Raw genomic sequence first — 20252 nt, 5'->3', positions numbered from 1 at the left:
CTCGTCGCCGGCCCACCCCGCAGAAGCCCTCGGCCCACCCGGTCCGGGGGCTTCGTCGTTTCCGACAGCGCTGCGCGTAAGCCGGCGGCCCCTTAACATCCCGTCAAACGTCCGTTTGGGTCTGTAAAGGCCCGCCACCCCGCACCCCTGCTGGAACATGGCCCGGAAGCCCTTCAAGAAGGCCGCTGGCGCCGCAGCGGGCTTGCCGGGATTCGTCGCCTACTACCGCGTCAGCACCGACAAGCAGGGCGCCTCGGGCCTCGGCCTGGAGGCGCAGCAAGAGGCGGTGGAGCGCCATGTCCGGGCCGCGGGCGGCCGGATCCTCGACGTGTTCCGCGAGATCGAGTCCGGCAAGAAGAACGACCGGCCGCAGATCGCCGCCGCCATCGTCGCCTGCCGCGCCCGCCGCGCCACGCTGATCATCGCCAAGCTCGACCGCCTGGCCCGCAACGTCGCCTTCGTCAGCAACCTGATGGAGAGCGGCATCGAATTCGTGGCCTGCGACAACCCGCACGCCAACCGGCTGACCATCCACATCCTGGCCGCCGTCGCCGAGCATGAGCGCGAGATGATCTCCGCCCGAACCCGGGCGGCGCTTCAGGCGGCGCGGGCGCGCGGCGTTCGCCTCGGCAGCCCGCGCCTGGTCGCCGGCGACGCCGAGCAGGCACGGCGCGCGAATGCCGTGCGGCGGGATCTCGCCGCCGAGCATGCGGCCCGCGTGCTGCCGATGATTCGCGCCGCGGAGGCGGCGGGCTGCACCAGTCTGCCGCAGATCGCCGCGGCCCTGATGGCGCGCGGGGTGAAAACCTCCGCCGGCGCCGAAGTCTGGCACCCCACCCAGGTGCAACGCATTCTCGACAGGAACACCAGCTGATGGCTCGCACGCCCAAGCCCACCGCCCGCACCAAGGCCACCGCGGCCGCACCGCCGGTGACGCGGCCGCAGATCCTCGACCGGAAGGTCGTCGCCGATGCCGGCACCTATGCGGTGAACAAGGCGGAGATCGATCGCCTGACGGCGGAGAACGAGGCGCTGAAGGTCACGCTGCTGCACGCCATGGGGCCGCATGAAAGCGTCATCGCCGGCAATCGCGTGCTGACGCGCAGCTCCCACGCCAGCACGCCGGCCACCGAGAATGTGGTCATCACCAGGGCGATGATCGGCCAGATCATCCCCGGCAAAAAGGGCCGCAAGGGCTACACCACCCTGACCGTGCAGTAGCACAGGGGCATCACGCCGTTCCGTCGGCTGGCCTCTGCAGACGGCGGGCCAGTCGGATCCATTCGTCGCGCTCAGCTTGCGGCACCAGGGGATCCTCGGCGTAGAGCTCTGCGGTGCGCAGCAGCGGCTCGCGCAACTCCGCTGCCTCGCCTGGCTTTGCGAGAAGCGCGAGAATCATGTCGCGAATCAGGTTGCGGGAAGCATCCCAACGGGATTGCAACGGCATGCCATGTTCCTCCCCAGGAATTGGCCGGGCAACGGGCGCCAAGATGATTCACGTCGATGCCAATTTCAACCCGCTGACGCGCCGACTGGATGACCTGGCGCGCAACCAGGTGCCCTTCGCCACGGCGCGCGCGCTGACCGATATGGCGCAGGCGGCCGCGGTGGCGAACCGCCGCGCGCTGCCAAGCATCTTCGACAGGCCCACGCCCTTCACCCGCAACGGCATCGCGGTCACGCCGGCCCGAAAGAACAACCTGGTCGCGCGGGTCTTCGTGAAGGACCGCCAGGCCGAGTACCTGCAGCTGCAGGAGACCGGCGGCACGCGCCAGCCGGAGCGCTCGAAGCATGGCGGCACCGGCAAGGGTCAGGCGCTGATCATGCCGAAGGCCATCGCGCGCAACGCCTTCGGCAACATCCCGCGCCGCGGTCTCGCCGCGCTGCAACGCCGCAAGGATGTCTTCGTCGGCAAGACGCCATCCGGTGTCGGCGGCTTCTTCCGCCGCCTGGCCAGCGGCGCGCTGCAACCGCTCGCGCTGTTCATCGGCCAGGCCCGCTACAAGCCGCGCTTCGGCTTCCGGGACCGCGCGATCAAGGTGGCCCGCGCCACCATGACGCCGGCCTTCCGCCAGGCGCTCGCCAAGGCCCTCGCCACCGCGCGCCGGTAGGCGGGACCAAGCCCAGCCATCACGAGGTCAGATGATGTTCACGCTCAAGCAGCGCGTGGTCGAGCACGTCCTTCGCACCACGCCCGCGCCCAGGAACGAGGCCGAGATGAAGATCCTCATCAGCCGCGTGCCGCGCAACCGCGCCGAGGCGCGCCGCTCCATCGCGACCAAGGGCAAGCGCGCCCGGGTCTGAGGTTGTGCCGCTCCCACGTCCCCGCCGATGGCGGCCGCGAGCGCGGCCCGACGGGCGGGACAGCACGGGGATGCGGCGCATCGGCGGCAGGAAGGACCTGGCTGGGCAGGAGGGGCGCGCATGCTGGCCCCCACCCCCCCCGGTCTGGGTCCTTCCTGCCCCCACCCCCCCGCACGGGAAGCTTCGCACCCCGATCCATCCCCAGCTATGGGTGAAAAAAGGTGTCCGCACCCCTGTCCGCACCCCCACAGGATGGCATCTCCATCCGGGAGTTCGCGCGGCGCGAAGGGTGCAGTGACAGGCTGGTGCGGCGCGCCGTGGAACAGGGCAAACTCCATGCCCTGTCGAGCGGGAAGCTAAATCCCGAGCTGGTCGGCACGGGCTGGCGGCATGGCAACCGGCACCCCGCGGCGGGTGCGGACACGGGTGCGGACAGCGGTGCGGACACCCTGTCCGCAGTGTCCGCACCCCTGTCCGCACTGTCCGCACCCGCGGAGGCGCTCGAGCCTCAGCCGACGGGCGGTGCCCTCCGCCGCCGGCGGCGCGCCGAGCCCGACGCCGAGGGCGAATCCCTCGACCTCGACGCCTTCGCCCGCCGCGTCCTCGCCGGCGACGCGCCCGAGCTCGCGCAGTCCGAAAAGGTCAAAGCCGCCGCCGCCGCGCTCAAGGGCATGGTCACCGCCCGCAAGGCCGCCGGCGCCGTCATCGACATCGAGCTCGCCGAGCAGGTCCTCTTCAACAGCGCCCGCGCGGCGCGCGATGCCTGGCTGAACTGGCCGGCCCGCGTCGGGCCGCTGCTGGCCGCCGACCTCAACCTCGAGGCGGATCGCGTCTCCGAGGCCCTGACCCGCTATGTTCACGAGCAGCTCGAGGAGCTCGGCGAGCCCGAAGCCGATTTCACCGCACCCGGCGACCCCGACTGACCGCCTCGCACGTGCCTGGCGCCGCGGCCTGACGCCGCCGCCGCGCATCTCCGTGCCCGAATGGGCCGACCGCTACCGCCACCTCGCCAAGGGCGCCGGCTCCCGCTCCGGCCGCTGGCGCACCGCCACCGTCGAGGTGGCGCGCGGGCCGATGCTCGCCGTCACCGAGCCGGGCGTGCACACCATCAGCGCCATGGTCTGCACCCAGCTGATGAAGACCGCGCTTCTGGAGAATGTCTTCGGCTACTTCGCCCATCTCGACCCCTGCCCCATCCTCCTGCTCCAGCCGAAGGAGGCCGCGGCCGAGCAGTTCTCCAAGGAGCGCATCACACCGATGGTGCGCGCCACCCCGGTGCTGCGCGACCTGGTCGGCTCCGCCAAGACGCGCAATGCCGAGGAGACGCTGCTCTTCAAAAGCTTCCCGGGCGGCTTCCTGGCGCTGGCCGGCGCCGGCTCGCCCGACAACCTGGCGCGCCGCCCGATCCGCGTGCTGCTCTGCGACGAGGTCGACAAATACGTCGTCACCCGCGAGGGCGAGCCGATCGACATCGCCGAGGAGCGCCTCGCCAGCTTCGACCTGAACTGGCTGTCCCTGCGCGCCTGCTCGCCGACCGTCGAAGGCAGCAGCCGCATCGAGGCGGCGGAGGCGGCCAGCGATCAGCGGCGCGCCTCCCTGGCCTGCCCGCATTGCGGCCACCGCCAGTTCCTCGACTTCTTCCGGCACGTCCATTGGGACAAGCCGGAGGGGGTGCACCGGCCGGAGACGGCACGGATCTACTGCGAGTGCTGCGGCACCGGCTGGAGCGAGGGCGATCGCCTCCGGGCGCTCACCACGGCCCGCTGGCACCAGACGCGGCCCTTCACCTGCTGCGGCGAGCGCCAGGCGCCGCTGGACGCCTATGAGGCTCGCTGGCGCGCCCTGCCGAAGCAGGGCGGCACAGAGGCCGCGGTCGACGCCACCTGGCAGTGGTGGGCCGGCCGGCGCTACGCCGTCTACCGCGCCACCTGCCAGCACTGCGGCGCCTGGGCGGTGCCGAATAAGCATGCGGGATTCCAGGCCTCGAAGCTCTACTCGCCCTGGCAGCGCGACAAGCCGGCCGATGTCGCCGGGAAGTGGCTGGCGGCACAGGGCGATGAGGAGAAGCTCCAGGTCTGGTGGAACACCCAGGCGGCCAGGCCCTACCGCCAGCACACCGGCAAGGCCCTGGCGCTGGACGCGCTAATCCGCCGCGCGAAGAACTGGCCGGGCGTGGTGCCGGAAGGCGTGGCGGTGCTGACCGCAGGCCTCGACGTGCAGCAGGATTGCGTGGTGCTGGAGCTGGTGGGCTGGGGCCACCACGAGGAATCCTGGTCCATCGCCTATGAGGTCTTCGAGGGCGATCCCGGCAGCGATGCGCTGTGGGACCAGGTCGACGCCTATCTGCTGCAGCGCTTTCACCGCGACGACGGCCGGCCCTTCGCGATCGAGGCCGCCTGCATCGACACCGGTGGACACCATACCCAGAAGGTCTACGCCTTCTGCAAGGCGCGGCTGGGCCGGAAGATCTGGGGCATCAAGGGCGAGAGCGCGCAGAAGGGCGCACGCAACCCGGTCTGGCCGACCAAGCGGCCGACACCGGCGCACAAGGCGAGCTACCGGCCCATCATGCTGGGCGTGAACAGCGCGAAGGACGTGATTCGCAACCGCCTGGCGCTGGAGGAGCCCGGGCCGGGCTTCATGCATGTGCCGGCGACGCGGGACCTCGGCTGGTACCAGCAGCTGACGGCGGAGCGGCTGATCACGGTGAAGTCCGGGGTGAGCCGGTACCGGGTGTGGGAGCCGATCCCTGGGCGGCGGAACGAGGCGCTGGACTGCCGGGTCTATGCCTATGGCGCGCTGTGCGGGCTGCTGCACTTCGGGCTGCAGCTGAACCGGCGGGCGGATATGGCGGCAGTGGGCTACGTGGGGCCAAGGAAGGGCGAAGGCACAGCTCCGCCGCGGCCGGCGAGCACCGTCGATACGCCGCCACGGCAAGGGCGCGCGGCCATACCGACGGCACCTGCAGACGCCTCGTTCAAGACCGTGCGTCGCCGCTGGGTCAGCTGACGCTGCAATGCGGGCGCCGTCGCATGTAGCGGCCCTTCAATGCCCCCGGGCGAGAGCAACGGCGTCCGGACCTGCCGGGAATCGAAGCTGTCGCGCCGTGTCGTGGACCGCATCCCAAATTGCTTCCGCGACCTCAACTTCTCTCGTCGTCATGGCGGGCTTAGCGAAGGCATTGAGGATCGGTCGCGCGAAGTCAGCGTACGCGTCGGGAAGCAGCTGCTCGACGGGGATCATGGCGTTCGCCCCAAAACGCGTGGTCGGCGCGTAGCCAGGCTCGACAAGCTTCACACGAATGCCGAAATAATCGAGCTCATGTGCAAGCGAGCCTGAAAATCCCTCGATCGCCTGCTTCGTGCCCGTATAGAGCGCGGCGAGCGGGAAGGAACCGAGGGTGACGCTCGACGTCACGTTCACGATCGTCCCGGATCGGCGCTCGCGCATCTGTGGGATCACGGCCTGGCACATGGCCATGACGCCGATGGTGTTGGTTTCGATGAGGCTGCGGATCATCGGCATGGGCATCGCTTCGAAGGCTCCGACACCTCCCAGTCCGGCGTTGTTGACCAGCACATCGATTGGTCCGACAGCCTTGAACAGCTCAGCGATACTGTCCTCCCGCGTCACATCCAGCGGCATGACCCGCAGCCGGCTGCTTTCGGCGAACAGGGTTGGGTCCGGCCTTCTCATCGTCGCGATGACATCCCAGCCGCCGGCGAGAAAGAACTCTGCGGTTGCCTTGCCATAGCCCGATGAGGTGCCTGTGATGAGGATCGTGCCAGCCATGTCCGTCTCCTTTGTGGTGCCGACCCGGAGATAGACAGCCACGGGCAGACGATCGATAATGGAAGCTCCATAACTATTTATGGATCGTCCAATCCATGGATCCCCTCGCCGACATCATCACCCTGCTGCGGCCGAGCGCTGCCATATCCAAGCCCATCAGCGGCCGTGGGCGATGGGGCGCGCGTTACCAAGCGCATGCGGCGCCCGGCTTCTGTATCGTCCTTCTCGGAGAAGCATGGGTCGCGTTCGATGGCAGCGCTCCGCTGCGGCTCAACCAGGGCGACTTTCTGTTGTTGCCGACAACACCCGCTTTCTCGCTCTACAGCGAGCCTGGCTCTCCCTGCATCGTCGCCGAGCCGCAGCATGAAGCGGTGCGCCATGGTGAGCAGGAGGGCGAGCCGGAATTCATCGCGCTGGGCGGCAGCTTCACCTTCGAACAGATCAATGCGCCCATCTTGCTGGCACTGCTACCGGACCTCATTCGTATCCCGGCGTTGGAAGGCCACGCGACACGGTTCGGCCGCCTGATCGCGCTGCTGTCGGAGGAATGCGCCGCGGACTTTCCGGGGAAGGATCTGATCCTTCAGCGCATGCTGGAAGTACTCCTGGTGGAAGCCCTTCGCTGGGGCATTGTCGACCGGGGGCGGGCACCGACCGGCTTGCTGCGCGGGATGCAGGACCCGGCAATTGGTCGGGCAATGCGCGCGGTGCATTCGGACGTACGGGCCAAATGGCCTGTCGACAAGCTCGCCAGGATAGCCGGCATGTCGCGGTCGGCCTTTGCCGCGCGCTTCAGCGAAACCGTGGGCTGCGCGCCGTTCGAATATCTGGCGCGCTGGCGCATGGCCATCGCGAAGGACGCCCTGGCGCGTGGCTCAAAGCCCCTCGACCGGATCGCCGACGAGATTGGCTATGAGTCGGCGAGTGCCTTCAGCACCGCCTTTCGCAAACGGATCGGCCGCTCACCCGGCAGCTTCGCCCGAGATCACGGCGGCCAGGACCAAAGGTAGCCACATCAGTCGCTCCGGTTGGCGATGCCGACGCCAGAACCTACACCGAGGAACCCGTGCCCGCGACCATCACCAAAGGCGTCTTCGCGGGCATGACGCGTGAAGCCCTCACGGCCACCCGCGCCAAGCTCCAGCAGGCCCTGATCGACCTCGCCATGGGCGAAAAGACCGTCTCGGTCGGCTACGCCGCCGGCGGCCTCTCCTCCCGCACCGCCACCTTCACCGCCGCCGATGAGGCCCGCATCCGCGGCCTGATCCGCCAGATCAACACCGCCCTCGGCGAACCCCGCCGGGCGCTCGACGTGGTGTTCCGATGAAACGCGCCCGCTCCGCCGGCCAGGTCCTGCGCGCTCGCCGCCTGCGCGCCCAGGCCAGCGGCGTGCCGGGTGGCATCGGTGGCGCCTTCGCCTATGACGCGGCGAACCTGTTCAGCCAGGAAAGTGCCACTTGGCAGCCCTGGCTGCGCTCGCCCGATGGCGAGATCAACCACGACCGCGACCGCATGGTCGCCCGCTCCCGCGACCTCATCCGCAATGACGGCTGGGCGACCGGCGGCGTCACCCGCATCCTCGACAGCGCCATCGGCAGCCAGTTCCGCCTGGTCGCCAAGCCCGATTACCGCGCGCTGGAACGCTTCTCCCCCGGCTTCGATGCCAGCTGGGCCGATGACTTCGGCCGCGTGGTCGAGGCCGAATGGCGCATGTTCGCCGACGACCTCGGCCGACATTGCGATGCGGAGCGGCATCAGACCCTGACCCAGATGTTCTGGGTGGCGCTGCGCCACAAGGTGATCGACGGCGACAGCCTGGCCTGCCTGCTCTGGACGCCGGAGCGGGTCGGCGCCGGCGGCGCGCGCTACAGCACCTCCGTCCAGCTGATCGACCCGGACCGCCTCTCCAACCCCTATGGTCAGATGGACACGCTGACCCTGCGCGGGGGCGTGCAGCTGGATGGCGCCTCCGCCGCCGCGGTCGGCTACCACATCCGCCAGGCGCATCAGGGCGACGTCTACGCCGCGGTGCCCTCCATGCACTGGGACTACTTTCCGCGCGAAACACCCTGGGGTCGCCCCATCGTGGTGCACGATTTCGACCGGGAGCGTGCCGGCCAGCACCGCGGCACCGGCATCCTGACGCCGATCCTGGCACGGATGCGCATGCTGTCCCGCTACGACCAGGCGGAGCTGCAGCAGGCGCTGCTGCAAACGGTCTTCGCCACCGTCATCGAATCCCCGCTCGATCGCGAGGACCTGGCGCTGGCCACCGCCGGCGACGAGATGATCGGCGCCTATCAGCAGCTGCGCGGCGAGCACCACGCCGCCAACCCGCTGATGATCGGCGGCGTGAAGGTGCCGCACCTGGCCCCGGGCGAGACCCTGAAAAGCCAGAGCGCCACCCGCCCGAACAGCGGCTTCGAGGCCTTCCAATCCGCCGTGCTGCGCGCCCTGGCGGCCGCGACGGGCCTCTCGGCCGAGCAGCTGACCTGGGACTACAGCAAGACGAATTACAGCAGCGCCCGCGCGGCGATGCTGGAAGCGTGGAAGACGGCGATCCGGCGGCGGGACTGGTTCGCTATGGGCTTCGCCAACCCGATCTACGGCGCCTTCCTGGAGGAGGTGCTGGAGCGCGGCCTGGCTCCCCTTCCCCGCAACGCGCCGCCCTTCGCCGAGATGCGCACGGCCTATGCCCGCTGCCGCTGGATCGGCCCGGCCCGTGGCTGGGTGGACCCGGTTGCGGAGCGCCAGGGCGCGGTGCTGGGGATGGAGGCCGGGCTGGGCACGCTGGAGGATGAGGCGGCCGAGCAGGGCCGGGACTTTGAGGAGAACCTGGATCAGCGGGCGCTGGAGATCCGCATGATGCAGGAGCGCGGCATCCCGCTGCCGACCTGGGCAGCGGGGTCGCCGAACCGACCGGCGGAGAGGCCGGAGAAGGCGAAGTAGACGGTTGAGCCTGGCCGGCCGTTACGTCGACCCGTCAGGCCTTCTTCTGATCCTGGGACCCGGGGCCTGTCTTCCCCGAGTTGGCCTCGCTGGGCGTGACCTTGCCCTCGCCCGGCTGATGCGGACTGCCGATGCGGCCGACATGCGCGGCCTTCTCCGGCTCCTTGGCGATGTTGTCGGTATTGGCTGCCGGATCGCCACCTGAATTCGTCATCTTGGGCACCTCCTCCGTGTTGCGGGCGGCGCGACGATGTTTGCGCCGCCACAGGGAGGAGAACGGACGCGCCCACCGTCTGGTTCGTCACCGAACCGTGCCGGAGCGCTGCTATTCCCGTGAGTAGCCACCGCGGCTGTTCCGCAGGCCATCGGCCCGAACCCCTGCGCGGAGCCGCTGCTCGACGGCATGCGCCGCTGCCCCTCGCGCCTTTGGAGAGCCCGTGACCCGCTTCCCCCACCTGGCGCAGCGCCTGTTCAACACGCCCATCGCCATCCATCCGGCCAAGGCCGAGGTGGTGATGGCGGCGCTGGCGGACCGGCTCGGCATCGCCCGCCTGTTCAGCGCCGGACAGCTGGTCGCGCTGCGCCCGCAGGCCTTCGACGAGGACGAGGCCGCCGCGCAGCGTGGCCCGCGCGAGGACGACACCAACGGCTACCGCATCGTCGGCGGCATCGCGCTGATCGAGGTCAGCGGCACCCTCGTCCAAAAGCTCGGCACGCTGCGCCCCTATTCCGGCATGACCGGCTATGACGGCATCCGCCTCAACCTGCTGGCCGCGCTGCGCGATCCGGATGTGCAGGCCATCGCCTTCCTGATCGACAGCCCGGGCGGCGAGGTCGCTGGCTGTTTCGACCTGGCGGACACCATCCACAGCCTGCGCGGCCAAAAGCCGCTCTGGGCCATCCTCGACGAGAACGCCTTCTCGGCCGCCTATGCCATCGCCTGCGCCTGCGACCGCATCACCGTGCCCCGCACCGGTGGCACCGGCTCCATCGGCGTCATCGGCATGCATGTGGATTTCTCCGAGGCGCTATCCCAGTCGGGCATCACCGTGACGATGATCCGCTACGGCGCCCACAAGGCCGAGGGCAACCCTTACGAGAAGCTCGAGGCTGCGGCGCGTGCCCGCATGCAGTCGGATATCGACACGATGGGCGAGCTCTTCGTGGAGACCGTCGCCCGCAACCGTCGCCTGAAGGCCTCCGCCATTCACGGCACCAAGGCCGAGACCTTCCTCGGCGCCGCCGGCGTCACGGCCGGCCTGGCGGATGCTGTGCAATCGCCTGACCAGGCTTTCGGCGCGCTGTTCCGCAGCCTGTAGCGCCGCCCCACCACTCCACCCCGACGAGGTTCTGATGTCCCGTTCCCGCAAGCCCGCGGGCGCGCCGCCCGCGCGCGCCGCCAAGCCCCGCAAGCGCCAGGCCGCCGAGGCGCTGCCCTTCGCCCATCTGATCGGCGCCGACGCCGTCACCGCCTCCGGCAAGCGTTCGGAGGAGGATGAGCGCGACGACGACAAGGACGAGGATCGCCGCGACGCCTCCGCCGCGGAGGATGACGACGACGACAAGGACCGTGCCCAGGACGACGACGGCGACGACGACAAGGATCGCGCCGAGGAGGACGACGACGACGAGAAGGCGGAGGAGGATGACGAGGAGGAGGAGGACAAGCCGAAGGGTTCCGCCGCCGCCCGCCAGGCCGCCCGCTCCGCCACCAAGGCCGAGCGCGCCCGCTGCCGCGCCATCTTCACCTCGAAGCACGCCGCCGGCCGCGTCGCCGCCGCCTGCAGCCTCGCCTTCGACACCGGCATGTCCGCCAAGGCCGCCATCGGCGTCCTGAAGTCCCTGCCGCGCGAGGGCAGTGCCGCCGGCGCCGGCCAGCCGAGCCTGTCCGACCGCATGGCCGCCCTCGGCGGCCCGCGCCCCACCGGCACCGCGCCCGCCCCCTCCGGCCGCCAGGCCATCATCAGCTCCTGGGACGCGGCCGCACAGCGCGCCGGCATCGCCCGGAAGTAGTCGAGGACCCCCCGATGCCCAGCCCCGTCCTGAATGAAGGCTTCCATGCTGGCGCCTTCCTGATCTCCGAGGCCAATGGCCACCTGTCGCGGGAGGTCGTGACCATCAACAACGCCGGCGGCACCGAGCTGGTGCTGCAAGGCGGCCTGGTGCTCGCACGGCTGACCGCCGACAGCTCCTACGTCCCCTACGACAACGTCGGCTCGGACGGCAGCGAGACGGCCCGCGCCATCCTGTTCAACCCGGTGCTGATCCCGGCCGGCGCCTCGCGCAAATGCACCATCATCGCCCGCCTGGCGGAGGTGAATGCCTCCGAGCTGGTCTGGGCCGAGACGGTCGACAGCACTGGCATCACCGCCGGCCTCGCCGACCTGGCCGCCAGCTTCATCATCGGCCGCTGAGCCACGCGCTCGCCTTGCGGCGGGCGATTTCCAACCCCTCCGGACCGCTCCCCGTGGCGCGCTGCGCCGGCGGCCGTCCCACGCCGGGAATCCCTCACCATGACCATCATGAATCTGTTCCGGACCGACGCCTTCTCGGCGCTGGAACTGACCAGCTATGTCGACCGCCACCCCTATGCGCCGACCGGCCTCGGCAGTCTCGGCGTCTTCGAGGACAAGCCGATCCGCACCACGGCGCTCGCCGTCGAGGAACGCAACGGCCAGCTCATCATCATCCCCACCTCCGACCGCGGCGCGCCGCTCAAGCAGCGCACGACCGAAAAGCGCAAGATGCGCTACTTCGAGGTGCCCCGCCTGGCGCATGCCGACACCATCCGCTCCGCCGAATTGCAGAACATCCGCGAATTCGGCCAGGAGACGGTGCTGATGCAGCTTCAGACCGAGGCCGCCCGCCGCCTCTCCGGCCCCACCGGCCTGACCATGAACATGGAGGTGACCTGGGAGCTGCATCGCCTCGGCGCGGTGCAGGGCATCCTGCTGGATGCCGATGGCTCCACCCTGTTCAACTGGTTCGCCGAATTCGGCGTGACCCAGCCGGCGGAGGTCGCCTTCGACCTGACCGGCAGCAGCACCGGCGGCACACTGCGCAAGAAATGCGCGAAGGTCGTGCGGCAGATGATGCGCGCCGCCCAGGGCGCCTGGACGCCGAGCACCCGGGTGCAGGCCATCGTCGGCGATGAATTCTGGGATGACCTGGTGGCGCATCCGGACGTGGTGCAGACCTACGTCAACTGGAACGCCGCGGTGGATCTGCGCGGCGGCACCGCCTTCCAGTCCATGCCTTTCGGCGGCATCGACTGGATGAACTACCGCGGTACCGACGACAACACGACCATCGCCGTGGCGTCCGACAAGGCGAAGTTCTTCCCCGTCGGCGCGCCAGGCGTCTTCGAGCGTGCCCTCGCACCGGGCGAAAGCTTCGACTGGGTGAACACCCCCGGCAAGCCGATCTACATCCAGCCCATCATCGACCGCGACCGCAACGCGGAGTTCACGATGGAGGCCTATTCCTACCCGCTGCATATCTGCACCCGGCCGGGGATGCTTCAGCGCGCGCGCAAGGGCGCCTGAGGCCGCCGTGGCGATCGACTTCGCCCGGCTGGATGCGGCGGTGATGCGCGCCTTTCAGGAGGCGGAGCCCATCCTCTACGGCCCGCGCTTCGAGCCCGACTTCGAGGTGCCCGGGATCTTCGACACCGGCATGGTCGAGGTGCCCGGGCCGGGCGATGGGCCACCCGTTCTGGTGGCCCGCTCCACCCTGTCGATCCGCGCGGCGGAGCTGCCGCCGGGCTACGCCCCCAAGCCGCTCGACCGGGTGCTGATCCGCGACGTCACCTATGACGTCACCGGCGCGGCGCTGCCGGATTCCGAGGGCTGGATCCTGCTGCATCTGGGCCGCGTCGAATGACCCTCGAGCATCGCTGCGCCGTCCGCACCACGGTCGCCACCCTGCTGGCGGAGCGCGTCCCGGCGCTGCGCAATCGGGTCTTCCGTGCCCGCACCTGGCCGCTGTCGGAGGACCACCTTCCCGCCGCCCTGGTCTATGGCTGGCAGGAGGAAAAGAAGCGCACGGGCGGCACCTCGCACCGGTCCTTCTACACCGTCTCCTTCATCCTGGCCGTCGAGCTGCGGCTGGATGCCCGGTCCCGCGCCTGCATGGAGCTGGAGGCCGAGCTCGAGGAGCTGGCCGGCGCCATCACCCAGGTGGTGATGACCGCGGCCGAGCTGCTGCTGCCGCCCGACCGCAGGATCGAACGCATCGACGGCGTCAAGACGACGCTCGGCATCGACACAAAGAGCAGCGAGGTCGCCCTCGGCTCGGCCCTGATCGCCTTCGACATGGCCTGGACCGAGGTCTTCGAGACGCCGCACCCGCCCACCGACTGCGAGGAGACCAGCCTCGCCTTCCGCCCCATCGCGCGCCGCCAGGCGTAGGAGCCCCCCGATGTATGTGATTCCCGCCGAGGGCCTGTCGGTCCCCGACCCGATCCTGCGCGACCACCTGCCGGCCGAGGGCCGCGAAGTGCCGCGCGACGCCTACTGGATGCGCCGCCTGCGCGACGGCGACGTCATCGAGACCACGGTTCCGGCGACCGGCGTATCTGTCGGCGAAGCCAGCGGGGCGTAAATCCCTGACAGCCTCCCCATGATGTGCTACGGTGCACGCGCCACGTAACACATTGGGTTGCGCCGATGACCGAAGCCACCTTCACCTTTCGCGTCGACGAGGCACTCAAGGCCGACTTCTCCAAGGCCGCCAAAGCCAAAGACCGTACAGGCGCGCAGTTGCTGCGCGACTATATGCGCGACTTCGTGCGGCAGCAGCAGGAGGCAGCGCAGCACGACGCCTGGTTCCGCCGCGAGGTTCAGGCGGGCATCGCGGCCGCCAATACCGGGGATCTGATCTCGGCAGAGGACGCCGAGGCGGAGGCCGCCGCATGGCGTGCTGAAACCCGGCGCAGGATGGCCGGCTCCGTCGGGTGAAGCTGGTTTGGACGCGTCCGGCCGCACAGGACCGGCGCGACATCCGTGCGCACATCGCGCAGGAGAATCCTGCCGCCGCCCTCGCGCTCGACGAACTGTTCTCGGAGAAGGCCGCGCGCCTGGTTGATCGTCCTCAGATGGGCCGGCCCGGCCGCGTCACGGGCACTCGCGAACTGGTCGCGCACCAGAACTACATCCTGATCTACGACCTGGCGGGCGATACCGTTCGGGTGCTGCGCGTGCTTCACGCCGCCCGCCAATGGCCGCCGGCCAGGCAGGGCTGACACGGTCCGCTGAGACAACAGGTGCGAAGCTCCATAGCCTGCGCAGCTGTCCGCCCGGATAGGCCCTGACGTCGCCTCGTCCCCTGCCCCACTCGCAAGAACCCGCCGCAGCGCTGCTGCCGGCGGGTTTTCTGCGTCCCCCTTTGCAACGCCCTGGAGGTGACCCCGTGCTGGGCTTCCGCGAGATCCCCGCGAGCAACCGCTCGACCCTGTTCTTCGCCGAGCTGGACAATTCGCGCGCCAATTCCGGCACCGCCGGCGCGCTGCGCAGCCTGATCCTCGGCCAGCAGCTTTCCACCGGCGACCTGCCGCCCGGCGTCCCGGCGCTGCTCGAAAGCCTGGACTGGCTGCGCGGCCGCGCCGGCCGGGGCTCCATGCTGGCGCTGATGGCCGAGGCCTATCGCCGCCGCGACCGGAGCGGCGAGGCGCATGTCCTGCCGCTGGCTGACGCCAGCGCCGGCGTGGCCGCGACCGGCACCTTCACGGTCGGCACCGCGCCGACCGCCAATGGCACGGACTACGCCTATATCGGTGACCGCCGCGTCGCCGTGGGCCTGTCCAGCACCATGACCGCCACCACGGCCGCGGCGGCCTATGTCGCCGCCATCAATGCCGATGCCAGCCTGCCGGTGACCGCCGCCAATGCCGCCGGCGTGGTCACCTGCACGGCCCGCAACAAGGGCCTGGCCGGCAACGACATCGCCCTCGGCCGCAACCTGCTGGGCTCCGCCGGTGGCGAGGCGCCGCCGGCCGGCCTGGTGGTGACCATCGCCGGCATGTCCGGCGGCACCACCAACCCCGACCTGGCCGCCGCGCTGGCCAATATCGGCGACGACGACTTCGAGGTCTACGCCATACCCTATACGGACACGGCGAGTCTGAACGCGCTGCGCGACCACCTGGCGGCCCGCTGGTCCTGGGACCAGATGCTCTACGGCGGCGCCTTCACCGGCTTTCGCGGCACGCTGAGCGCCAGCACCACCTTCGGGCAGGGCCGCAACGACCCGCACATGGTCTGCCTGCCCGCCGATGGCTCGCCGAGCCCGCCCTGGATCTGGGCCGCCAACCTGGCCGGCGCCTGCGCCACCAGCCTCCGCGCCGATCCCGGCCTGCCGCTGCATGGCCTGGTGCTGGATGTCATGGCCCCGCCCCGCGACAAGCGCTGGGGCATCGGCGACCGCAACATCCTGCTGAACAACGGCCTCGGCGCCTTCACGGTCGCCGCCGATGGGCGGGTCATCACCGACACGCTGGTCACCACCTACCGGCTGAACCCGCAGGGCGCGCCCGATGACAGCTACCTCTACCCGGAGACGCTGTATCTGCTGGCCGCCGCCATCCGCCGCCTGCGCAACTACGTCACCAGCACCTTTGGGCGCTTCAAGCTGGCGTCGGAGGGCACGCGCTTCCGGCCTGGCGCGCGCATCGTCACCACAGGCGTGATCCGCGACGGCATTTTGGGCGAGTACCGGCGCATGGAGGCCGAGGGCCTGGTGCAGGGCTACGCGGACTTCGCGGCCGAGCTGATCGTCGAGCGCAATGCCTCCAACCGCTGCCGCGTCGATGGCCTGCTGCCGATCATCCCGATCGACCAGTTCCGCCAATTCGCCGGCCTGGTGCAGTTCCGCAAATCCGAAGGGGTGAACTGAGATGGCGCTGCAACCCGGGGCCCTGGCGGGCACCTCCTACCTCTATATCGACGGCGTCGAATACGACGTGGTCGACAGCGTCGGCTGGCAATCCGCCCGCTCCGTCAAGGAGACGATGGTCGGACAGAACGGCGTGCATGGCTTCAGCGTCAAGCCGGTCGCGCCCTACATCAAGGCCAAGATCCGCGACAATGCCGGCACCCGGGTGGCGGATTTCGAGGCGATGGAGAGCGTCTCCGTCTCGCTCGAGCTGGTCAGCGGCAAGCGTATCACCGGCAACGGCATGTGGTGCGTCAACGCCCAGGAAGTGAACGCCGACGACGCCACCTTCGAGGTCCGCTTCGAGGGGCCGGATGTGCAGGAGAGCTGAGATGGACGCGCAGAACGACGACCTCGGCGAGGACGTGATCGAGGAGATCCCGCCGCGGGTGATCCGCTTTCCGGCCGTCGAATACAACGGCGCCACGGTGACCGAGATCACCCTGCAACCGCTGACCATCGAGATGATCATGGCGGCGCAAAAGCAGGGCAATGAGATCGCCCAGGCCTCGCATCTGATCCAGAAAAGCGCTGGCATCGCGCCCCAGCTGGTCGCGAAGCTCTCGCCCAAGGTGCTGGAGGTGGCCAGCCGGTACTTCGCGCGTTTTTTGCCGAGCGACCCGCCGGCGGCTGGGGTCGCGCCGTCGCCCGGGTGACGCTCGCCTGCGGCTTCGGGCCGGGGGACGTCCCCGCGATGACCCCGATGGAAATGTTCTGGTGGGACCGCCAGGCCGCCGCCTTCGGCCGCAGGAACTGACATGTCCGGGACAACCTCCGCCGGCGCGCTGAACGTCACCATCGGCGCCGTCGACCGCCTGTCGGCGCCGCTCGCCAAGATGAACAGCGGCGCGCTGCGGCTGGCCGCCGGCATCAGCCGCCTCGGCAATGCCAGCCGATCGACGCTGGGCATGGACCGCCTGTCGCGCATGGCCGGCGCTGCGGCGCGCAACATCGCCATGATCGTGCCGCCGCTGTCCGTGCTGACGGCGACCGGGTCGATCGCCGGCGTGCTGCGCCTGGCTGGCAGCTGGGCCAGCGTCGGCGCGCAGCTCGGCCGCACCGCCTATCGGGTGCAGAGCACCGCCTCAGCGCTGTTCGCCATGCGCGGCGCCGTCCAACTGGCGGGATCCTCGGCCGAGGAGCTGATGCAGGGGCTGGAGGGCATGGGTGATGCCCTGTCCGACGCCGTCGGCGGGCGCGACGACACCGCCGTCCAGTATTTCCGGCTGCTCGGCATCAACCTGCGCGATGCCAGCGGCCAGGCCCGCACGGCCAGCGAGGTGCTGCCGGAGGTGGCCGATGGCATCGCCCGCATCGCCGATCCCCGGCTTCAGGCCCGCGTCATGGGTGCCCTGCGCCTGCCGGCCGGGCTGCTGCCCTATCTGCGCCAGGGCGCCGCCGGCATGCGCGAATATGAGCGCGAGGCACGCCGCGCGGGCGCCATCTCCGAGGAGGGCGCCGAGGCCGCGCGTCAGTTCGAACTGGCGCAGATCCGGCTGAACCTGGCGGGTCAGGGGCTTGTGAACACGCTGGCCGCCCGCCTGGCACCGGTGCTGATCCCGCTGCTGGACCGGCTGTCGAACTGGCTGATCTCCCAGGGGCCGCGCCTCAGCGCGATCGTCGAGGACCTGGCCAGGCGCTTCACGGCCTGGGTGGATGGCGGCGGGCTGACGCGGCTGGGCGAGCGCCTGGATGCGGTGGGCACCGGCATCTCCACCGTCATCGGCTGGATGGGCGGCATGGAGAATGCCGCGACGCTGCTGGGCGTGGCCCTGCTGGCGCATGTGCTGAGTCCGCTGACCCGCATCGTCACCACGCTGACCAGCATCACCGCCTTCCGCCTGGCGCCGTGGATGCTGCGGCTGCTGGGTGTGGGCGGCACCGGCGCCGTGGCCGCCGCCGCCTATATCCTGCGGCCATCGCCGACGAATGCCGGAGCGGCGGAGGAGCTGGAGCGCCTGCGCCGCGATCCGGAGGCGCTGCGGCGGGAGCTGGCGCCGGCGGCGCCCCGCCCGGCCGGAATCCCCTCACTCCAGGCGCGCCTCGGGACCTTCTTCCGGCAGCGCTGGGCGCCGTCCCTACCGGCGCCGGTCGCACGCCCGGGGAATCCCAGCGAGCCCCGCGGCATCCGCAACAACAATCCGCTGAACCTGATGTTTCATCCGGCGCAGCAGGGGGCCAATCCCGGCTTGGCCTCGGATGGCCGCTTTGGCGTCTATCCCACCATGGAGGCGGGTATCGCCCAATCGGTGCGGCAGATGCAGCTCAACGCCCGGCGTGGCGACGATACGCTGGCACGCATGGTGACCCGCTGGGCGCCACCGGGCGAGAACAACACGGCCGCCTATATCGCCGCCGTATCCCGGGCCACGGGTATCGCGCCGAACGAGACAATCGACGTGCAGGACGCCGGGCTGCTGCGGCGCCTGGTCGCCGCCATGGCGGTGCAGGAGAACGGGCGATCGCTGGATTCGGGGGTGGTGGAACGCGGCGTGGCGCAGGCGCTGGCGCCGCCCGGCGCGCCAGCCCCTGCGGCAGCGCCAGAGCCCGGCGCCGCTGCGGCCACGCCGGCCCCGCAGACGGGCCGCCAGGGGGTGGATGTCCGCGTCACGCTCGCCGGCCCGGGCAGCGAGGGGGCGACCATCCGCACCCGCACGGATGACGGCGTGCGGATCGAACGGCCGGGGATGGGGGCAGGACCATGAGCGGCACCCTTCCCTATCGCCCGGCCGCCTGGCGCGGTGTGCCCTTCGAGGTCTGGAACATGGAGGGCAGCTTCGGGCGGGCCACCACGATCCACGAATATCCCTTCCGGGATTCCGTCTGGGTCGAGGACACCGGCCGCGCCACCCGCCGCCTCGGCCTGATCGGCTTTCGGGTGGGCGATGATGTCGCCGCGCTGGAGCTCGAGATGATCGAGGCGGCGGAGGCCGAGGAGCCGGGCGAGCTGCTGCACCCGACGCTTGGCCTGCTCAAGGTCAGCCTGGTCGAGTTCCACACCCGCATCCGCCACGACCTCGGCCGCGTGGTCGAGCTGCACTTCCTCTTTGTCGAGGATGGCAGCCGGCGCTTTCCCGACGTCATCGAGGACTTCGGCGGGCGCATCGCGGCGCTGGCGGATGCGCTGGATGAACAGGCCGCCGGCAGCTTTGTGCAGCGCGCCGGCGCGGCGCTGACCGAAGGGGTGGCCGTGGTGCGCAGCGTGCAGCAGACGCTGGGCCAGTACACCGCCCAGGCCAATCAGCTGATGGGGGATGCGAGGGTTGTGATGAACGCGGTGGGCATGGTGGCGCCGGGGCTGAACCGCAGCTTTGGCCGCTTTGCCGCCGGCTACCGCCAGGCGCTGGCGCCGGTGACGGCGGCCAATGCCACCACGGCGCGGGCGCTGAACGGCGTGGCCGCGGCGCGGCGCGGGGCGGCCCGGGCGGCAGATCTGGTCTCCAGCCTGGCGGCACGCCTGTGAGCACGCTGGCGGAACTCGCCGCCGCCAGCCAGGACCTGGCGGAGGCGATCCGCGGCCTGTCGCCGGACCCGGGCGATGCCATGCGGCTGCTGGCGCCTCTGGCGGCGCTACAGCCGTCCGAGGCGACGGCGGGGGATGTGGTGGGGGTCGCGCAGGCGGCCGGCCAGGCGGCGGCTGCGGCGCTCTGCCGGCGGGCTGCGCTGGCATCCCTGGCCCGCGCCACCGCCGAGGCCAGCCCGCCTTCCTATGAGGCCGCCGTGGCGCTGCGTGACCAGGTCTGCGGGCTGCTGGCGGCGGAGGAGGTGGTGGCGGCCGATGCGGGAGAGGATGCAACGGCGCTGGCCCTGCGCGACCTGCGTGCTGCCGTGGCAGAGGATCTGACCCGCCGTGCCGCCGATCTGGCGCGGCTGCGGACGGTGACCGTGTCGGAGCCGCTGCCGGCCTTGGTGCATGCCTACCGGCTGTATGAAGACATCGGCCGAGCGGATGAGGTCAGCCTGCAGGCGGATGCCGCGGATCCGAACTTCATCGGCGGGACCTTCCGGGTGCTGGTGGCTTAACTTTCAGCTTCCGAATTCGGCTACGGGCCGCTCCGCAGAGGCACGCGCCTTGGTGCTGAGACCGGACGACGAAGCCGAGTTGAGCGGAGCGTGGTGCCCAGCTTCCAGTCGCCGAGGGAGGCGAACCGCCGGGTTCGGCCCTTCTCGAACATTCAGACTAAGTTCAGGACCCATAAAGGGGTTGCGCGGAAGGCCTGATCTGTGAGTCAACCTGCCTGTGGAGGCGGGGCATACGATGGGCGATCTCTTCTGGC

Annotated in this window: 27 protein-coding genes; 24 read left to right on the top strand and 3 right to left on the bottom strand. The window is 70.3% G+C overall.

The window, feature by feature from the left end; all coding sequences use genetic code 11:
- The first annotated feature begins 202 nt into the window (after positions 1-202).
- On the top strand, positions 203-874 hold the full coding sequence (locus JJQ90_RS26325; protein WP_230411013.1) for a recombinase family protein: 672 nt from the start codon (positions 203-205) through the stop codon (positions 872-874).
- Positions 874-1221, top strand: a complete 348-nt coding sequence (locus JJQ90_RS26320; protein WP_216879240.1) for a hypothetical protein — start codon at positions 874-876, stop codon at positions 1219-1221. Before JJQ90_RS26325 ends, JJQ90_RS26320 begins: the two co-directional genes overlap by 1 nt.
- 10 nt (positions 1222-1231) lie before the next feature.
- Here the strand turns inward: JJQ90_RS26320 and JJQ90_RS26315 are convergent, their stop codons facing one another.
- Positions 1232-1447 carry a hypothetical protein gene (locus tag JJQ90_RS26315; protein WP_216879239.1) on the bottom strand — a complete coding sequence of 72 codons (216 nt, stop codon included), beginning with the start codon at positions 1445-1447 and terminating at the stop codon, positions 1232-1234.
- Between the two features lie 43 nt (positions 1448-1490).
- Here JJQ90_RS26315 and JJQ90_RS26310 point away from each other — a divergent pair, with 43 nt between their 5' ends.
- From JJQ90_RS26310 to JJQ90_RS26295, 4 genes are all read left to right on the top strand, one after another.
- Positions 1491-2111: a hypothetical protein gene (locus JJQ90_RS26310; protein WP_216879238.1), complete on the top strand. Its 621-nt coding sequence runs from the start codon at positions 1491-1493 to the stop codon at positions 2109-2111.
- Between the two features lie 31 nt (positions 2112-2142).
- Positions 2143-2304 (top strand): hypothetical protein, encoded by a 162-nt coding sequence (locus tag JJQ90_RS26305; protein ID WP_216879237.1) that lies wholly within the window; start codon positions 2143-2145, stop codon positions 2302-2304.
- 221 nt (positions 2305-2525) lie between these two features.
- Positions 2526-3227, top strand: a complete 702-nt coding sequence (locus JJQ90_RS26300) for a hypothetical protein (protein ID WP_216879236.1) — start codon at positions 2526-2528, stop codon at positions 3225-3227.
- 52 nt (positions 3228-3279) lie between these two features.
- Positions 3280-5313 carry a phage terminase large subunit family protein gene (locus tag JJQ90_RS26295; protein ID WP_329959524.1) on the top strand — a complete coding sequence of 678 codons (2034 nt, stop codon included), beginning with the start codon at positions 3280-3282 and terminating at the stop codon, positions 5311-5313.
- Between the two features lie 36 nt (positions 5314-5349).
- Here the strand turns inward: JJQ90_RS26295 and JJQ90_RS26290 are convergent, their stop codons facing one another.
- Positions 5350-6096 carry an SDR family oxidoreductase gene (locus tag JJQ90_RS26290; RefSeq protein WP_216879234.1) on the bottom strand — a complete coding sequence of 249 codons (747 nt, stop codon included), beginning with the start codon at positions 6094-6096 and terminating at the stop codon, positions 5350-5352.
- A gap of 95 nt (positions 6097-6191) precedes the next feature.
- On the opposite strand from JJQ90_RS26290, the gene JJQ90_RS26285 reads away from it, so the two are divergent.
- From JJQ90_RS26285 to JJQ90_RS26275, 3 genes are all read left to right on the top strand, one after another.
- Positions 6192-7106 (top strand): AraC family transcriptional regulator, encoded by a 915-nt coding sequence (locus JJQ90_RS26285; RefSeq protein ID WP_216879233.1) that lies wholly within the window; start codon positions 6192-6194, stop codon positions 7104-7106.
- Between the two features lie 92 nt (positions 7107-7198).
- Positions 7199-7423 carry a gpW family head-tail joining protein gene (gene gpW / locus JJQ90_RS26280; RefSeq protein ID WP_216879232.1) on the top strand — a complete coding sequence of 75 codons (225 nt, stop codon included), beginning with the start codon at positions 7199-7201 and terminating at the stop codon, positions 7421-7423.
- Positions 7420-9045: a phage portal protein gene (locus JJQ90_RS26275; RefSeq protein ID WP_216879231.1), complete on the top strand. Its 1626-nt coding sequence runs from the start codon at positions 7420-7422 to the stop codon at positions 9043-9045. The genes gpW and JJQ90_RS26275 overlap by 4 nt, the downstream gene beginning before the upstream one ends.
- A 34-nt stretch (positions 9046-9079) precedes the next feature.
- On the opposite strand, the gene JJQ90_RS26270 is transcribed toward JJQ90_RS26275, so the two are convergent.
- A complete protein-coding gene (locus tag JJQ90_RS26270) occupies positions 9080-9259 on the bottom strand; it encodes a hypothetical protein (RefSeq protein ID WP_216879230.1) in 180 nt (59 codons plus the stop codon).
- Between the two features lie 223 nt (positions 9260-9482).
- Between JJQ90_RS26270 and JJQ90_RS26265 the strand changes: the two genes are divergently transcribed.
- The 15 genes from JJQ90_RS26265 to JJQ90_RS26195 all read left to right on the top strand — a co-directional run bounded on the left by JJQ90_RS26265 (position 9483) and on the right by JJQ90_RS26195 (position 19998).
- A complete protein-coding gene (locus JJQ90_RS26265) occupies positions 9483-10364 on the top strand; it encodes a S49 family peptidase (protein ID WP_216879229.1) in 882 nt (293 codons plus the stop codon).
- Positions 10365-10398: 34 nt separating this feature from the next.
- Complete coding sequence (locus JJQ90_RS26260) at positions 10399-11058, top strand: hypothetical protein (protein WP_216879228.1); 660 nt, start codon at positions 10399-10401, stop codon at positions 11056-11058.
- 14 nt (positions 11059-11072) lie between these two features.
- On the top strand, positions 11073-11459 hold the full coding sequence (locus tag JJQ90_RS26255; protein ID WP_216879227.1) for a head decoration protein: 387 nt from the start codon (positions 11073-11075) through the stop codon (positions 11457-11459).
- Between the two features lie 99 nt (positions 11460-11558).
- Positions 11559-12590, top strand: a complete 1032-nt coding sequence (locus JJQ90_RS26250) for a major capsid protein (RefSeq protein ID WP_230411012.1) — start codon at positions 11559-11561, stop codon at positions 12588-12590.
- A gap of 7 nt (positions 12591-12597) precedes the next feature.
- On the top strand, positions 12598-12927 hold the full coding sequence (locus JJQ90_RS26245) for a head-tail joining protein (RefSeq protein ID WP_216879226.1): 330 nt from the start codon (positions 12598-12600) through the stop codon (positions 12925-12927).
- Positions 12924-13454, top strand: coding sequence for a hypothetical protein (locus tag JJQ90_RS26240; RefSeq protein WP_216879225.1), 531 nt, complete (start codon positions 12924-12926; stop codon positions 13452-13454). The genes JJQ90_RS26245 and JJQ90_RS26240 overlap by 4 nt, the downstream gene beginning before the upstream one ends.
- 10 nt (positions 13455-13464) lie before the next feature.
- A complete protein-coding gene (locus JJQ90_RS26235) occupies positions 13465-13647 on the top strand; it encodes a DUF2635 domain-containing protein (RefSeq protein ID WP_216879224.1) in 183 nt (60 codons plus the stop codon).
- A gap of 65 nt (positions 13648-13712) precedes the next feature.
- Positions 13713-14003 carry a CopG family ribbon-helix-helix protein gene (locus JJQ90_RS26230; protein ID WP_216879223.1) on the top strand — a complete coding sequence of 97 codons (291 nt, stop codon included), beginning with the start codon at positions 13713-13715 and terminating at the stop codon, positions 14001-14003.
- Complete coding sequence (locus JJQ90_RS26225) at positions 14000-14287, top strand: type II toxin-antitoxin system RelE/ParE family toxin (RefSeq protein ID WP_216879222.1); 288 nt, start codon at positions 14000-14002, stop codon at positions 14285-14287. The genes JJQ90_RS26230 and JJQ90_RS26225 overlap by 4 nt, the downstream gene beginning before the upstream one ends.
- Positions 14288-14454: 167 nt before the next feature.
- Complete coding sequence (locus tag JJQ90_RS26220) at positions 14455-15936, top strand: phage tail sheath subtilisin-like domain-containing protein (protein WP_216879221.1); 1482 nt, start codon at positions 14455-14457, stop codon at positions 15934-15936.
- Position 15937: 1 nt separating this feature from the next.
- The gene (locus JJQ90_RS26215; RefSeq protein WP_216879220.1) at positions 15938-16306 is read left to right on the top strand and encodes a phage tail tube protein; all 369 of its coding nucleotides are present in this window, start codon (positions 15938-15940) and stop codon (positions 16304-16306) included.
- A 1-nt stretch (position 16307) separates the two neighbouring features.
- On the top strand, positions 16308-16631 hold the full coding sequence (locus JJQ90_RS26210; RefSeq protein WP_216879219.1) for a phage tail assembly protein: 324 nt from the start codon (positions 16308-16310) through the stop codon (positions 16629-16631).
- Positions 16632-16733: 102 nt separating this feature from the next.
- Entirely contained in the window at positions 16734-18680 is a 1947-nt protein-coding gene (locus JJQ90_RS26205; RefSeq protein ID WP_216879218.1) for a hypothetical protein, read from the top strand.
- On the top strand, positions 18677-19438 hold the full coding sequence (locus JJQ90_RS26200; protein ID WP_216879217.1) for a DNA circularization N-terminal domain-containing protein: 762 nt from the start codon (positions 18677-18679) through the stop codon (positions 19436-19438). The genes JJQ90_RS26205 and JJQ90_RS26200 overlap by 4 nt, the downstream gene beginning before the upstream one ends.
- A complete protein-coding gene (locus JJQ90_RS26195) occupies positions 19435-19998 on the top strand; it encodes a hypothetical protein (protein WP_216879216.1) in 564 nt (187 codons plus the stop codon). The genes JJQ90_RS26200 and JJQ90_RS26195 overlap by 4 nt, the downstream gene beginning before the upstream one ends.
- Positions 19999-20252 lie beyond the last annotated feature (254 nt).

This window comes from Falsiroseomonas oleicola, assembly GCF_019029495.1.
Classification (GTDB): domain Bacteria; phylum Pseudomonadota; class Alphaproteobacteria; order Acetobacterales; family Acetobacteraceae; genus Falsiroseomonas; species Falsiroseomonas oleicola.
The sequence above is the reverse complement of the archived record's forward strand: the minus strand, read 5'-3'. Positions and strand labels throughout refer to the sequence as shown.